The 15,121-nt window shown below is 47.1% G+C and carries 17 protein-coding genes; 6 read left to right on the forward strand and 11 right to left on the reverse strand.

Going from position 1 to position 15,121, the window contains the following annotated elements:
* Positions 1-51 precede the first annotated feature (51 nt).
* The 3 genes from F566_RS0106745 to F566_RS32155 all read left to right on the forward strand — a co-directional run bounded on the left by F566_RS0106745 (position 52) and on the right by F566_RS32155 (position 4,541).
* Positions 52-840 carry an energy transducer TonB gene (locus F566_RS0106745; protein ID WP_157496689.1) on the forward strand — a complete coding sequence of 263 codons (789 nt, stop codon included), beginning with the start codon at positions 52-54 and terminating at the stop codon, positions 838-840.
* A 384-nt stretch (positions 841-1,224) separates the two neighbouring features.
* Entirely contained in the window at positions 1,225-1,941 is a 717-nt protein-coding gene (locus F566_RS0106750; protein ID WP_020406227.1) for a hypothetical protein, read from the forward strand.
* A gap of 68 nt (positions 1,942-2,009) precedes the next feature.
* On the forward strand, positions 2,010-4,541 hold the full coding sequence (locus F566_RS32155; protein WP_020406228.1) for a reprolysin-like metallopeptidase: 2,532 nt from the start codon (positions 2,010-2,012) through the stop codon (positions 4,539-4,541).
* A 142-nt stretch (positions 4,542-4,683) separates the two neighbouring features.
* Here F566_RS32155 and F566_RS0106760 read toward each other — a convergent pair whose 3' ends face one another.
* Entirely contained in the window at positions 4,684-5,421 is a 738-nt protein-coding gene (locus F566_RS0106760) for a hypothetical protein (protein ID WP_020406229.1), read from the reverse strand.
* 191 nt (positions 5,422-5,612) lie between these two features.
* Here F566_RS0106760 and F566_RS0106765 point away from each other — a divergent pair, with 191 nt between their 5' ends.
* Complete coding sequence (locus F566_RS0106765) at positions 5,613-6,518, forward strand: hypothetical protein (protein WP_020406230.1); 906 nt, start codon at positions 5,613-5,615, stop codon at positions 6,516-6,518.
* A 48-nt stretch (positions 6,519-6,566) separates the two neighbouring features.
* Here F566_RS0106765 and F566_RS0106770 read toward each other — a convergent pair whose 3' ends face one another.
* The 7 genes from F566_RS0106770 to F566_RS0106800 form a co-directional block, all read right to left on the reverse strand.
* Positions 6,567-7,472, reverse strand: a complete 906-nt coding sequence (locus F566_RS0106770) for an endo alpha-1,4 polygalactosaminidase (RefSeq protein ID WP_026179816.1) — start codon at positions 7,470-7,472, stop codon at positions 6,567-6,569.
* Between the two features lie 404 nt (positions 7,473-7,876).
* Positions 7,877-8,575 carry a phosphatase domain-containing putative toxin gene (locus tag F566_RS0106775; RefSeq protein ID WP_020406232.1) on the reverse strand — a complete coding sequence of 233 codons (699 nt, stop codon included), beginning with the start codon at positions 8,573-8,575 and terminating at the stop codon, positions 7,877-7,879.
* Between the two features lie 127 nt (positions 8,576-8,702).
* Entirely contained in the window at positions 8,703-9,332 is a 630-nt protein-coding gene (locus F566_RS32160; protein ID WP_020406233.1) for an ankyrin repeat domain-containing protein, read from the reverse strand.
* Positions 9,333-9,453: 121 nt separating this feature from the next.
* Positions 9,454-10,968, reverse strand: a complete 1,515-nt coding sequence (locus F566_RS0106785) for a catalase (protein WP_020406234.1) — start codon at positions 10,966-10,968, stop codon at positions 9,454-9,456.
* 212 nt (positions 10,969-11,180) lie between these two features.
* On the reverse strand, positions 11,181-11,588 hold the full coding sequence (locus F566_RS0106790; protein ID WP_020406235.1) for a hypothetical protein: 408 nt from the start codon (positions 11,586-11,588) through the stop codon (positions 11,181-11,183).
* Between the two features lie 82 nt (positions 11,589-11,670).
* Positions 11,671-12,117 carry a DUF4240 domain-containing protein gene (locus tag F566_RS0106795; RefSeq protein WP_020406236.1) on the reverse strand — a complete coding sequence of 149 codons (447 nt, stop codon included), beginning with the start codon at positions 12,115-12,117 and terminating at the stop codon, positions 11,671-11,673.
* Positions 12,118-12,216: 99 nt separating this feature from the next.
* Complete coding sequence (locus tag F566_RS0106800) at positions 12,217-12,972, reverse strand: metallophosphoesterase (protein WP_020406237.1); 756 nt, start codon at positions 12,970-12,972, stop codon at positions 12,217-12,219.
* Positions 12,973-13,139: 167 nt separating this feature from the next.
* Here F566_RS0106800 and F566_RS0106805 point away from each other — a divergent pair, with 167 nt between their 5' ends.
* Entirely contained in the window at positions 13,140-13,382 is a 243-nt protein-coding gene (locus tag F566_RS0106805) for a hypothetical protein (protein WP_020406238.1), read from the forward strand.
* Between the two features lie 85 nt (positions 13,383-13,467).
* On the opposite strand, the gene F566_RS0106810 is transcribed toward F566_RS0106805, so the two are convergent.
* The 3 genes from F566_RS0106810 to F566_RS0106820 all read right to left on the reverse strand — a co-directional run bounded on the left by F566_RS0106810 (position 13,468) and on the right by F566_RS0106820 (position 14,837).
* Positions 13,468-13,983 carry an endonuclease V gene (locus tag F566_RS0106810; protein ID WP_020406239.1) on the reverse strand — a complete coding sequence of 172 codons (516 nt, stop codon included), beginning with the start codon at positions 13,981-13,983 and terminating at the stop codon, positions 13,468-13,470.
* A 37-nt stretch (positions 13,984-14,020) separates the two neighbouring features.
* Positions 14,021-14,407: a hypothetical protein gene (locus F566_RS0106815; RefSeq protein WP_026179817.1), complete on the reverse strand. Its 387-nt coding sequence runs from the start codon at positions 14,405-14,407 to the stop codon at positions 14,021-14,023.
* A 112-nt stretch (positions 14,408-14,519) separates the two neighbouring features.
* A complete protein-coding gene (locus F566_RS0106820) occupies positions 14,520-14,837 on the reverse strand; it encodes a hypothetical protein (protein ID WP_157496691.1) in 318 nt (105 codons plus the stop codon).
* 90 nt (positions 14,838-14,927) lie between these two features.
* On the opposite strand from F566_RS0106820, the gene F566_RS0106825 reads away from it, so the two are divergent.
* Positions 14,928-15,121: transposase (locus F566_RS0106825; RefSeq protein WP_026179818.1), on the forward strand; the 194-nt coding region annotated here is incomplete at its 3' end.

Genomic DNA, 15,121 nt, shown 5'->3' on the forward strand with positions numbered 1-15,121 from the left:
CTGCCCCATCGTTTCTTGAGATCCGCCACTGTTCATTGGATCGGAGCGTTTGTGGCGATACTTCTGTGCCATGCTGGCATTGCCTTTACCTTGCTGCTAAAGCCCGCCATTCATAGGCCCGCCGCCGTATCCACTGCCATCCCTGTCATGATGAGTGTTGTGGTAAGCTCGCCTTCACAGGTATTGAACGACACTCAGAAGGCAAAGACCGTTTCAGAGCCAACCACCAAAACAGAGAGCCCCCAAAAACAAAAATCAAAACCAGTCCCTACCAACCCTCTTCCCCAAATGGAGCCCTCTATAACAGACTCTGCCGACATTTATTTACCAAAACGAAAAGACTTCAAAACAGACACGGATGAGGCGGATAAAACGAGTGAAAAGATTTCGCCTGACATAAATGATGAAAAACCTACGCCAACCCGTGAGCCTGAATGGGATAAGCCTGAGTCAACATCCCCCCCATCTGCCCCCCGGTCAACCCAGGTTTCGCAGGAGACAGACCTGTCCGTAGCGCCTGCCCAGAGCTACAGTGTGGCGAAAATTGCGACGGCAAAATACCACTGGCAAAGTGAGTTAATGGCTTACCTCGCCCGAGAAAAGCACTACCCACGACTCTCGCGAAAGAAAAGAGAACAAGGAACCGTCATAGCGCGCTTTGTGATTAATCGGCAGGGCCAGTTACTTCAGGCAGAACTGTTGCAACCCACTCAATACACCGCTCTTAACCAGGAGGCTATCAATCTTTTACATCGTGCATCTCCTCTGCCTCCTCCCCCAAATGAAGTTCCCGGAGCTGAAGTGGAGCTAGTTGTTCCGATTGAGTTTCTGATTCGTTGATGCGTCAGGGTTAGCTAAAATGCTCAACCATTTTTAATGTAATATATTAGAAATACCTTCTATCTCATTGTTTTTATATAGATTAATCGTAACACCTTCAGCTTCATAAGAGCCCACTAACCATCGCAGTATTTTGCCTCTTAATTGTCTTTGACCCTTTACCAAACGAATTCTCTGTTCAAACCACCCGAAACGTAACCTACAAGCGTTAAAAGTTAGACTTTTGTAACGCCGCCAATCAGTTCTCAAATAGGCCGATATAGGCCAAATGGACGGCGAAGTTAAAGAGCTTCTTATTTAAAATTGCGCTTTGCTCCGTTTGCCTTGATATTCACCGGCGAATATCGTTTTGGCAGCTTTATCTGAGGATGTCATGTGCAGTTAATGGCTATTTTTTACACCCGCCCGGTTCTGGCATTTGGGCGCTTCCCTTTTCTTTCTGGCGTAATGCTTGCAATGTCTCTCAATGTTGAGGCCGACGATCGTTTTTGGGTGCCTTTGGACACGCCCCCGGAAGCTCAGGATTTCCCCTTTTTCGCTGTCGCACTGAACGCCGACGAACTGCGCGAACACCTGCGAGGCGCACCGGAAGAGACATCACCACAAGGCTTGAAGTTAACTCTCCCCTTGCCTGATCGACGCTTCACCGAGATGGAAGCCTTTTATTCTCCAGTAATGGCTCCAGAACTTGCCGAAAAGTTTCCCCAGATTCGCACCTACAAGGTCAAGGGACTGGATCTTCCCACCCTGTCCGGGCGAATTGATTTTACGAATGCAGGATTTAAAGCGTTTTTGACGACAGAAGGACAAAGCATTCTGATAGAGCCGGAAAAAACCTTTGATCCGTCAGCTCACCAAAAACAGTACCGGGTATTCTTCAAACGTGACCTCCCCGATGTTCCAAGACCTATAAACGAAGGTGCTCAACAGGAAGTCAATAATCAGTCCAATGAGCAGACCCGCGGACAGAAGGCAGACGCTCAGGAAACTGACAGACAGATCAACACTGAAGAAGCCTCCCGCACACCCAGCCAGTCTTCAGCCCAAAAAGATACCGGATTTCTGAGCAGACTCTGGAGATCTTTGACGAACTGGTTTTAAAAAAATCAAAAAAAATGCAATCAGCACTTTTATTAACGAGACATTATCCAGGAAAAAAACTTTCCAGCATGAAAAAGGTAATCTTATTCGCCGCCCCACTTTCGCTGATGATAGCGAGTATCGCCCACGCAGAATCGCCTGATGGTTTATGGCTGGACCTGAGAGGGAAAGCTGTTGCAGACAGCTCATTCCAGTATCGCGGCATCGCAACTGACATTGATCGCCTGAAGACTTATCTTCAGGATGCGCCCCTTGAAGGTCAGCCGGAGGGCCTGACGTTCTATTATCCTCGACCTGATGGCGGATACATCCACCTGGAAGCTTTTTATTCACCGATCATGGCACCAGAACTGGAAGCAAAGTATCCGGATATCAGAACGTATAAAGTCTTCGGCGTTGACGACAAAGGTATCAGCGGACGTATAGATACTACCCCTCAAGGATTTCATGGCTATGTGAATACCGGCGGGGAAACCATCATTATTGAACCGGAAGGCAGTTTTGGTTCCACTGGAAATGTTTCTCAATATCGCGGCTTCTTTAAGGAAGACATTCCCGCTACAGAGCCTGTCGCCTGTGAAACCGAGGTGCACGAACACGAAGCAGAAAAGGAATTCTCCTACCTCAGATCTCTTGCTCAGCCAACCGTTGCCGCCAAAATCACCTCCGGTGACAGTTATCGGATATACAGAATGGCCATGGCTGCGACGGCAGAGTTTACCGCTTCTGTCAGCAGTGATTCCTCCAATCCCACCGTTGCGGAAGGCCAGGCATTTATCGTGTCGGCAATTAACCGAATCAATCAGATCTATGAAAAAGAAGTCGCTGTACGCTTCCAGCTCGTCGGCAACAACGACGAAATTGTCTACACCAACGCCAGCACGGACCCTTATACCACATCAGGTAGCCTCCTGAATGAGAACCAAACGAATCTGGATTCCGTGATCGGCTCGGCGAACTACGATATCGGCCATGTTTTGAATCAGTATGGCGGCGGTCTGGCCACACTGGGAGTGACATGCTGGGATGGTGGCAAAGCCAAAGGACGCACAGGTCTATCCAACCCGGACGGGCGTTTCGAATACTTTGTCACCGGATTGCTGGCCCATGAAATCGGGCACCAGATGGACGCTGACCATACCTTTAACGCCATCAGTGGCAGCTGCTCCGGGAACCGTTCTGGCAGCAGCGCCTGGGAGGTGGGTTCCGGCTCGACCATCATGTCCTACGCAGGGCTCTGCGGCTCACAAAACATTCAAAACAGCTCTGACGACTTCTTCCACGGCGGAAGCCTGGAGCAAATGCGTGAATTCATCACAGATTACGCGTCCAGTTGCGGCACGCTGGTCAATACTGGCAATACGCCACCCACAGTCGATGGTGGCGAGGATTATGTAATTCCGGCCAGCACTCCCTTTATGCTCACAGCCCAGGCTTATGATGTGGATGCCGGGGACCTTTCCGGTCTAACTTACATCTGGGAGCAGATGGATACCGGGGAGTCGTCTTCCACCACCACCCAGATGTCGACTGATGATGGAACCCGACCACTGTTTCGTTCCTTTCAGGGAAGCACTTCCCCTACCCGTTACTTTCCTGACTTAAGCGCGGTGATTTCCGGGGACCTGAACTCTTCCTTTGGTGAAACTCTGCCAACAACTGATCGTAATCTGAATTTCAGAGTTACTGTCAGATCTGGTGATTATGGTGTCAACCAGGACGATGTTCGCCTCACCGTAGACCGTGATTCCGGCCCATTCCGCGTCACTGCACCCGGTTTCGGCAACTATACCGGCGGACAGTCACTGGAGGTGATATGGAATGTCGCCAACACCGATCTTGCACCCGTGAGCTGCTCCCAGGTGGACATTACCCTTTCCAAAGATGGTGGAGTGACTTTCCCGGTTGAGATTGCCTCCGGCGTTAACAACGACGGGGCAGAAACCGTGATTATGCCGAATACCGATACTGTGGAAGGCCGAATCAGAGTTAAATGCAGTGATAACGTCTTTTACGCTATGTCCCCGTCAGATTTCACTCTGACATCCATCGACACCTCTGGCAGCATCTCTCTCTCTGTTGTTGATACAGGCAAAACCGAAGGCAACAGCGGCTCAACTCTCCACACATTCAGAGTGACCCGGGAGTGGGCTGTGAATAATATGAGTGTTGACTTTTCTGTGGAAGGTATCGGAGAAAATCCAGCAGATAAAACCGATTTCGGGGGGGCTTTCCCTGAAGGAAATCTGTCTCTTGCCATTGGAGAGCTCTCCGGTACCTTTACAGTTGAGGCAACCGGCGACACGATTTACGAAAGCAATGAATCATTCCGTGTCACGATCAGCAATCCTACGTCAGGGTATCTGAATCAGACGACAGCAGATGGTGAAATCCTGAATGACGACGCATTACCGGTACCGGTTACCACAGGCACAGGCTCTACCGATTCCGGCTCAAGCTCCGGCTCAAGTTCCGGCTCATCCAGCAGTAACTCTAATGATGACGGTGGTGGCGGTTCCGCCTCCTGGTGGCTACTGAGCTTATTGCTGCTTATAAGAGGCATGCAGCGCAGAGATTCTGAAGAAACCAGAATGTCTTAACGGGTTTATCCTGCCTGCTGATACAAGGAGCGGCTTCATACCGCTCCTTCATTACCTTGCAATACAAGCCTCCCTGTCAAAAAGCCCATACTTTGGTAAAGAGTTGTGGCGACCCTTTTCAGCGAATGAATGCGCATTTTCCCTAAGGAATATAGGCATCAATCTGTTGCCTGAGCTGTTCCGGCATAGAAACTGATCCATCAGGGTTTTCGGCACCATGATACTCCCACTCTTCGCCACAACTATCCGTGTCTTCGCAGTATTCAATCAGAATACCGCTTTCAGTATCTGCCCGGAGAGTCAGCATCCCTTCTAGGGCCGGAAAATAGGTCTGTCGCTTTCCTGACCTGGAGTGGACTACCGTCAACTGCGCATCTCCTCGGTAATAAACGTCATTATTGAAAAAATCACTCTGCCACTTATCGGCTTCAATCATTATGTCGACCGAGCCGAGATCGCAAACGATCGGCTCTGGCGAATAGCGCCCCCATTTGGCACCAAAGCTGTATAGCCCATAGGCGTCCTCAATCTGTTTCAGAGCCTCCTCATGATCGACCCAATTGCGTGCGGCAACGATCGTTTTGTGCTGCTTATAAAGATCTTCGATTCTGGCAAGGGTCTTTTCATCTTCTTTGGTCACCCCCACTTCAGGAATGGTCTTTTCAAGCGCCTCAGCCTGTGCCGAGAACTCTGTTTCATGCGAGGAGTAGAAACCTGGAAAAAGCAGGCTATCTATATTCCAGATCACGACATCTCGAGTGTGAAATACTCGCTTTTCAGAATCACACATCACCAACCGAAAGACATAGCCAACATCGGCCTGAGCAGAGACTGCATAGGCAGCACAAAAAAAGACAACAGAAAAGCGTAGATTCAACATATTCGGGAAATTCCCCATCTGGCAAAACAATACAAAACAAACGAACTACGGCCTAAAGAGCCCTCGTTAAAAAGTTACAAAAAAGGGCACCAGGCGATGCGGCAGGGAGTATAGCGGTTCATGGAGGAGAAAAGCATGCCAGCGAATCTCGACTATAGTTAGTAACACTCTGCAGTTTTATGGTGAACGCCATGCTCTCTCTCAGGAGCCGTCTGAAAGCATTACAGCTGGGACTATTTTTGCTGGCCTTTCAGTGCTTTGCGGATAGCGAAAACAAACCTCCAATTCATTGGCTGATGGTCGACTGGCCACCCTACACCTATACCGACCAGGATGATCAATGGCGCGGATATGGCGCTAACTTTCTGTTTAAGATTATCGAGCACCTGCCTGAATATAAACATTATTTTCTCAAATCAAAGTTCTCCTACCTGAACAGCAGCAAGTTTGTCAGGGAGAGAAATATCTGCTCTATCGGAATTTATCCCACACAACAGAGAGAGGAGATTTTAACCTTTTCACTTCCGGATCAGATCTTTCCCCCAATGCAACTCTGGATGCGGAAGGATACCTACTCAAGCCTCGGAAGACCTGACTACCTTTCTCTGGATGCACTAATGGACAGCCGTTTGGGGGTACTTGGACTAAAAGCGGGAGTCGCTTACAGTCCGGAACTGAGGACTGTCATCAGTCGCTACGAACATACAAAAAACGTTTTGCGACTCACTCAATCGGAAATGACAATCCCATTGGCTGGCATGCTGCACCTTGGACGTATCGATTTTATGCTCGAGTATGCAGATATGATGCACTACACATTAGCCTCAGAGGAGTTAAGGCACCTGAAAGGTATAGTGCCAGTTTCCGTTGAAGAGGAGAGAGGTATTCTTCACTACACGCGCGTCGGATGCCCCAAGACCCCTGTCGGTGCAAAAATCATCGAGACCATCAATGCTGTACTACCTTCCCTGTACGCAGATGAAAGTTACTGGGCGCCATTTATGCAGTACCTGACACCCCAGCAAAAGATTGAATTTGACCGCTACTTAAATAGACTGATTGAGAATCCGGCCGACTGGCGTTACATCGCACCTTGATCGATCCCATTGGATAACCAGTTTTACCGGATCAGCATCCACAGAAGCTTATTCAGGGCAGGTCATCACATTCCTGCCATCCAAATCATACCCTTGCTTCCAAAGGGCTGAAATTCCCGCACTGAGAAAGTAGGCGCAGGCGTTATTGAGAAATTGTGCCTGACCAATCTCACCTTCTGCGCCATCCTCATAGTATTCCTGATTAAAAACCGCTTTGCCGGCAGCCAGAAACGTATCTTCATAGAGGACACATTCGTTGCCGTAGGCAAAACACTGCTCATTCACCGCGAAATCATAATGGTCGACCAACTCATCCAGCTGATCCAGATCGTTTTTCAGACCTATACTCAGGTTTCGGTTGTGCGCAGCTTCTGCCAGCCAAAGGTTGAAGGCGAGCTGGTCAGCCGCAGATATCATCCCCCGGGTTTCTTCAACATTGGCATAACCATCCACATTATCTGGTTCCACTGCATCACAGCCACTATCCCTGGCCAGGTCTAGCCTTGCTTCTAAAATGGGTTTTATAGTGCCGCTCAAAGCCTCCGAGTCACCAATATTCAACCAGGTCTCATCAGGCCAATTTTCCAAACCACCCTCCGCGATGACGGATGCTTCCGTAAATTTGTCAGCATCAGGGCGCCAGTCTTCGCGAGTTCCGGCGCTGAAGTAGCAGATCACTTTTTTTCCACGAGCTTTTAACTGCTTTACGAGGCTTTCCGCGCCTTCAAAGAGATCGATATCATAGACTTCCGTATTCTCATCAACATCCAGATTGTCATAATCCTGCAGATGCCAGACCCATAAAGCTCCCGGAGTCGGCACCCAGCGTTGGGAGGAATTGTCTGCGGATGGTTCTCCAGTGTTTTCAGTATCTTTTGAACTTCCGACCGAACTGCCGGAACTGCAGGCACTCAAAACGGCTGCAAACATCAGGATTGGGATGGTACGTTTCAATCGAATGAAATGATTATGCTGGGGGTTCTTTTGGAGGAAGAAACAAATAGTTCGATACATTATCAGCTACTGCATGCAAATAAAGTAACCATCGTAGCCCAATAAAAGTTATGAGAAGGTTATGATCCAATAACCTGTCCGCCAAAGTGCATAGAAGGCACTATGGCAGACAGCAGCGCGCTCTATATTAGCTGTACCCGTCCTATTGCTTGGCCGTATATTTCGTCTTGCCGTAAATGTTTTTTAGGGAAAAGCAGGATGGGAGTATTCACTCCCTCTCTCAAATAAGGAAGGAGCGAATCATAGATGCATAAATATCACCAAGGCGCCTGTTACTATACCTCGCGATTTTTTATGATTGACGATATATTTTTAATCGAAACCCTAAAGAACTGAAAAGCCGACTAAAACAATCCGCTTCCCCCTGAACCGAAGTTTGGAAAGAAGTGCGATGAAACACTCGCATCATCAGGCAAACTGATACCTGAAAGCCCTCCCGGAAAGCTCATCCCTGAACCTTGCCCTGACAGCAGAGGCAGATTACCCGGAGCAACCTGAGCCTGCGGCAGTTTCGCAGCAGCACGTATTGCCTCTACCTGTCCAGGCCTCTCAACACCAAAGTTATCTCCCAAGACAGTCTGATTGCACATTGCATTGATATCAACACCTGCCTGTTTCGGCATATGCTTCGTCATTGCCCACCCGGCAACAACAGTCCCCGTGCGCCCTTGACCAAAGCCGCAATACACAAGAGCGGCGCCTTTTTTTCTGTTTGTTTCAATGATGTCCGCTGCTATTAAAAGCTGTTCTGGTGATGCAGCCCTAAAATCACCAATTTTGAAATGATAGTAGGAGATACCATAGGTTTTCAGCAGGGTTTTACTGTGCTCTACCATCGGATATTCATTTGAGCTGATAATACAGGTAATCCCTTTTCTTTTTAAAAAATCGACCTGAAGGAAGCTCAACTCCTGCGGCTGATCATGCCCCCTATAATTGGGCTGTGAAGATCTCGCCAACGTCCCTGGAAGCACCCATTGAAAGTTTTTGAACCCTAACTGAATGGTGTTGTTGCTTTGATATTTGTTTAGGCCGTAAGCCATGATGTTCTCCTTAATGAGCGTTCATGTATCTTTTCTTGTTATTTTTAAAGACGACCATCAGGAGCGATTTGGATGCAGGCTCTTAAATTATTTACAAAAAACACGATCTAAATAATCTCAAGTAGACTCATCTATTTCTTTCATCTGGCAAAGATTCAATCAATTCAGATAAATCACGATTTCCCTGCCCGGCAGCCAAGGATGCCGCATCACTACCGGACATATCTTTCTTGGACAAATCAGCTCCCCGCTTTTTTAATTCCAACAAAACATCTTCACGTCCGAACAACGCAGCAAACATAGCAGCGGTCATACCCCTTTTGTTTGTCTGGTCCGGATTGCAGTCTGCAGAGATCAGGCGTTTGGAAATGCGTAGCTCACCACGAAACACCGCTGCCATCAGTGCGGTATTCCCTCGTTTATCTTCTGCGCAAGCATCCGCACCATACTGCAGCAGATAATCAACCATCACCTCCTGGCCGTTATAAGCGGCGACCATCAATGGAGTGTAGCCTTTATGGTTTCTGAGGTTCAGGGAAATACCGGAGCTTCTGAACGCTTCCATCAGCTCCAGATCACCAACCCGTGCGGCGGCGAAATAATAGTCAATGAGTTCTTCGGTTTGCCTGGAGAGGTAGTTTGATATTTCAGCAGGGCTTTGCGTTTCTTTGACATCCTCAACTGAAGCCCCATGGCTAACAAATGAATGCCCAAGACAAGTGACAACCAGCAAGAAAATCGCCAGAATTCTGGTCATAATATTACCTTCTTTATAGCTTCCCCCCCTCAAGTCTAAGGGGATAATGCTCTAAAAAAAGCCTGCCGAACTGTAGAAGTGAGAGCGACTCAGCCCGGCAGACTTCCCCCTCGCCAAAAGGCTAGAGAGACTGTGCCAGCTGTTTCACTTTCCCAAGATCAGCATTCAATGCTGCGGCCAGCCGTTGACCATAGTCGTTATCAGCCTTAAAAAAATGGCTAATCATGATCAATTTCGTTTGCTCATCCTTTACTTTACCCAGGTCTCCCGCAAGATTGCTGATCAGATTCTTTCTCTCGGAATCACTGAAGCTTCGGTAAAGCACACCTGCCTGGTGAAAGGGTAAGGTCTTGTTAATTGCTTGCTGTTGGTAGCTGCCGGATAAGCTTTTCCGACTCCACTTTTCACGAATATCCTCGGGGCGTGGATCAAGCCTACTGGGCTGATAATTGACATCAGAGGTCTGGGAACCATAATTGCCCTTACCATCCTGATTCCAGTTACTTACCGGTACACGAGGCCGGTTGATCGGCAATTGTTGATGGTTAGCTCCCAATCGGTAGAGTTGTGTATCGGCATAAGAAAAGACACGCCCCTGTAGCAACCGGTCCTCAGAAGGTTCGATGCCGGGCACCAGATTGGCCGGAGCAAAAGCGGACTGTTCTGTTTCCTGAAAAAAGTTGTCAGGTGTACGATTCAGGGTCATGGTCCCTACCTTGACCTCTTCAATATCCAGCCACATTTTCGTGGCATCCAGAGGGTTATAATCAAAGTCATTCAAGTCAGACGGCTCCAGCACTTTTATATAGAGATCCCACTTGGGAAAATTTCCAGCCGCAATCTGCCCATACATATCATTGGTGGCATGACTGAAATCTTTTGACTGAATTTCACCCGCTTCTTCTGCCGTCAGGTTCTTAATTCCCTGCTGGCTTTTCCAGTGGAATTTGACATAACTGACGTCACCGTCCGTATCGACGAACTTATATGCATGCACTCCCCAGCCGTCCATTTGCCTGAGATTCGCAGGAGTTCCGTAATCGGAATAAACCCAGGTCAACATGTGAGTTGACTCAGGCACATGACTGAAGAAATCAAAAAAGCGGTTAGGATGCTGTTGATTGGTAACAGGAGATGGTTTCAGCGAGTGAACCATGTCGGGAAACTTGATTGCATCGCGGATAAAGAATACCGGAAGATTATTACCCACCAGATCCCAGTTACCTTCATCGGTATAGAATTTAGTGGCGAACCCTCGCGGATCCCTCAGAGTTTCAGGAGACCCTTTTGAGTGAATAACTGTAGAAAACCTGACAAATACTGGCGTGACTTTACCTTCTTCAAACAAAGAAGCCTTGGTTAATTCTTTGAGGTCACGAGTCGCCACAAACTCCCCATGCACTCCGGTTCCACGAGCATGAACGACACGTTCGGGAATACGTTCCCGGGCAAACCGCTGGAGTTTTTGGATAAGTTGAACATCCTGTAACAGGACGGCACCATCGCTTCCGGCAGTATAGGAATTCTGGTTATCTCCAACCGGAGCGCCGTTGTCACGGGTTAATGGGTTATTTTCTGCGCTTACCGACATTGAAAGCGACAATGCCATTACGGCCAAAGAGGCTGATTTGAGCATAGGGTCTCCTGACTCATTCTGAGTATCCAATGAAATTTCTTTTTTGTCGCTCTCGGAAGGAATCCTAACGATATTCAGAATTCATAGAAGTTGAATAGCGCAATGGAATTGATAGGAAATAATTATTGGCTTCAGCGGCGCTTTAGGAGACTGATATTGCTTAAAATTTGACGACCAGATGTATCGCCTGAAAGACTGATACAGATAAATATTCACGCCAAACCGTACCTAAAGTAAACCTCACCAAAGCCCGTACCCAGCTCCTGATTAAGGTATTCCGTCAATTCAGACATGCTGTTTATCGATTTAAGATCCTGATAATCACATGCATTCCATGCTATCAAGCCTGCTCCCGCATTCATCAACTCATTCAGCAGCACACCAAGCTCTGTTTCAGACAGCATGGTACCGCGGGTCATTTCAAATCCAGCGCCGGAAAATAGATTATGGGAGGTATCACCAGTATCATCCAGCACAGCCCAAGCCTGGGATGGGTCAATTCCGTAGTGCCCTATGACTTCTGAGAATATTGACTGCGGGTGTTTTGGGTCACTGAATGTAATATTGGGGACAGTAGTTTTTGGGTTTTCTTTTTTAATAACGATCAGAAATTGGCTCATAACTGCTTAAGATACTTCTGGGCGGATAGCTTTGGGGGTCTCAGCATTCTTATATACTGGCTGATAGAGATATAACAAAGCTTTATTGCCAACCACTGATATTTTTATAGGTTTCATAGTCTGTTGGAGACACATACTCCCACTCTTTACCATTTTTTTGTTCGTAGGCTTCCTGCGCGACATAGAGTATCGCCTCGAACTCCATATTCTTCGGAAAGTCTGCAGGATTTCTCAAGGTACGCTCAAACAAGTCATTCCCGTTAGCCACAACAACACATCTTGCATACAAAAAGGCATCTAAAGAGAAGTACTGCTCTTCATTGACGTATGCGTCTTCACCTATTTCTTTAGCATGAGACCTAGTATCAAGTGCATGAAGCTTCTGAGCTAATATCTCTTCAAACTGAAAGATTTCTTCGTCGGATTTACTGGATAAATAGTTGACCAAAGGCTCGACAACAGCTTCGTCATCCCCAACCTCTTCCCAATTGAGCATACCGATAATGCTCCAGAATTCATTCTCGTTCATGACCATCCTTCCGGGTATCTTTGATTGTAATTTGATTTAACGGATATGAATTTTGCCCCGCTCAACGCAAATCTGTGTCTGCAATCTCCTCATCCATGTTTAAGTGGAAGGGAGACTAATGAGTAGCCTCGGATCAAACTCGGCATTGCGTTCATCCACGTACCCTCTAGGATTGCAACGAATATTGCAGCAACCTACATAGTAGTTGCTTGAATTATGAAGGTGACCATGAAGCCAGAGATCTGGTTTGAATTCTTCAATAAAACTCTCGAGGTTCGAAGCATACGCTGCCGTGACGATATTTTCTTTATACCTTTGCGGTACTGATTTGATACTTGGCGCATGATGCGTAACGACCACATTTAAAGCCGCGGGGGAATCATTCAGACTTTGGGAAAGCCAGTGCATGGAGTGGGCATGAATTATGGCAACATCCAGAGATCGCAATTTTGAATAAGAAGGCTCCTTTCTGATCTTCTTAAAATCAGTCATCACCTGCTGACACTCATAACCGGCGACCTTTGGATTACCATAAAGTTCAAAGTTTGTCCAAAGTGTCGCACCATGAAACCTGACACCATTGATATCGACACTCTCGTTTTCCAGCACATGTATATTGGTGCCAGCAACCCTGGCTTTCACCTTACGAATAAGACTCGGATATTTATGCCGATAATATTCATGGTTACCCAGAACATAAATAATTGGGCAATTAATGTTCTGGCGTTCGATCCATTCAATTCCTTTTACACCAATATGGATATCACCTGCGAAAACAACAACATCTGCACCATCACAATGCGCCTCAAAATCTTCGAATTCAATGTGCAAATCGCTAAAAAGCTGAATATTCATACGTTGCCTGAATTAAATTAAGCACCACTAGTAAGCTTAGATATGCTTCTCTACTCTAAAGTAGATAAAGACCGTCGCCAAGCCAGACACAATGCAGTAGTATCAAAATCGCACGGGGCCTTGAACTGATTTAGGCCCACCTTATTTTTATAAAGGAGCGGTAATTAATGGATAAAGGTGATTGTTTCAGCTGTGGTAGAAAGATTCAGAAAACACTCACGTCGACCTGTATCTATTGCGGCGAACCACTGCCCGAATCTCAATTATTTAGCGAAGAAGAAATAAAGCAAATTCAAAAAGAAAAAAATGCACGAGATATGGCCCGAGCCAAGCACAATGATTCAAATAGAGCAGACTTTAGCCCTTATTCTTCTCCAGAATCACCCTGTGATTTCGATCTGTCCTGGTAAGAGCTGACGAATAGAAGGATTTAGAATACGTCTAAAACGCCTCCCGCTTCGCCCTTATATACCCGTGCAATTTCACGGCGCTCCATTATTGATTTGCCGCCATTTTATGCGCTTCTCGACACAGTTGATCTACTCGCTTCAACAGGACTGGTATCCGATGCTTGCCGTGCATGCTGGCAATGAGTTCTTTCGCAACACCCAATTCACCAGTCGCCGTTACATAAAGAGGCTTGCTGCTTTCACCCCGGTATATTTCACACTCATGACCAATACCGGCGAAAGGCTTCTTTGCCACACCTATTACATCAACCTCTTCTTTCAGAGAATCAAAGAGATGCTTTCCCAAACCTGGCCTTTGATCGCCATCAAGATACACGTAGCCATCAACAATAATCGTTGATGGCTTCAGTGCATGTTCTTCAAGCAGCTTCAGGATGCAGGGAAGCTCCCTTTTGTAGAATTTACCGGGCTCATATTCCGCAACCTGATGCAGAACGCTGACAAATTCCTTATCCGGAGAGGCGGCATCCCATTCTCGAAATAATACACCTGCGACGAATGCAGAATCGTCTGCGTATTGGACATCTACTGCGAGGATCATAAACACACCATCTCAATCATCGAGTTTAGATTGATCATTATCCGTCACGCTCTCTCGCGAATTGCTCATATCGGTCACCAAACTCAATTTCCATTGCTATTCTGACCAGAGCTGGATAGCAAAACCAATATTGCCTACGGATAGCATCGAGATATCTTTCATCTCCCATATCTTCTCTATACAGACGCTGATGAAAGGCATCCAAAGGCTCTTTATCGATGATTAACAATTGGCGTCGATGTTTCTTAAGTAAAGTCCTGACCTGCAACCTGGTAGTAATGGAAAATAACCTTAACTCGTCCACCACCTCTGCCAAATCGCTCAACGTGGCGCAGTCATTCTTCCTGGGAAATAATGACCTCATCATCTTGTATAGATAATGGAGATCAAACTCTTGTCGATCGATCAATGCTCTTCTATTCACTACAACGTCTCAAACCGTGTTCTAGTGGCCGGCATACCAGCCCCCGCTTAACTCTCAAAGCCATTACATTCTCCAGCCAGGCTTCCCTGCCCAACAGGAATTTTTACTGAGATTACTGCAGAATCGGCTTTCTTGGGACAAAAATTTCAACCAGCTTGTCATCAAAGCTCGCCATTTCCATATCCTTGAACACCTGAGTATAGAAGCGCCACTCTCCCTGACTCGCCCTTATGCCAATAATAAAAGCGGCCCTACCTGGAACATAATCGGCCTCATCTTTACTGGTAATGGAGAAGCGCCTGGACAAGTTTCCACCTATATTGCTGAAGTTTGCCTCTTCGTCGATATTTCTGGCCTGAGGGCCGGATTTATTTACCTGTCCCCATTTCCCCTGCACCTGCTTCTTCAGGTTTCCGGCAATATGAAGCACGGTGACTGATTTTTTGGAGGCGTCATGACGTGGCCTAATAGAACAGACCAACCCAGTTAAGGATAATACCCCTAACTGGAGATGAAGAAATTGACCACACGAAAGAAGTACTCAAAAGAATTTAAATTGGATGCCATCAGCCTGGTTCTGGATCAAGGCTACAGTCAAACCGATGCTGCTCGAAGCCTTGGGATTACCCCCAATATGCTGGGCCGCTGGATAAGGGAACATCGCAGAGATGACGGCCAGGCTTTTCGAGGCAATGGGAAGCTAACTCCCGAGCA

The organism is Hahella ganghwensis DSM 17046 (genome assembly GCF_000376785.1).
Lineage (GTDB): Bacteria > Pseudomonadota > Gammaproteobacteria > Pseudomonadales > Oleiphilaceae > Hahella > Hahella ganghwensis.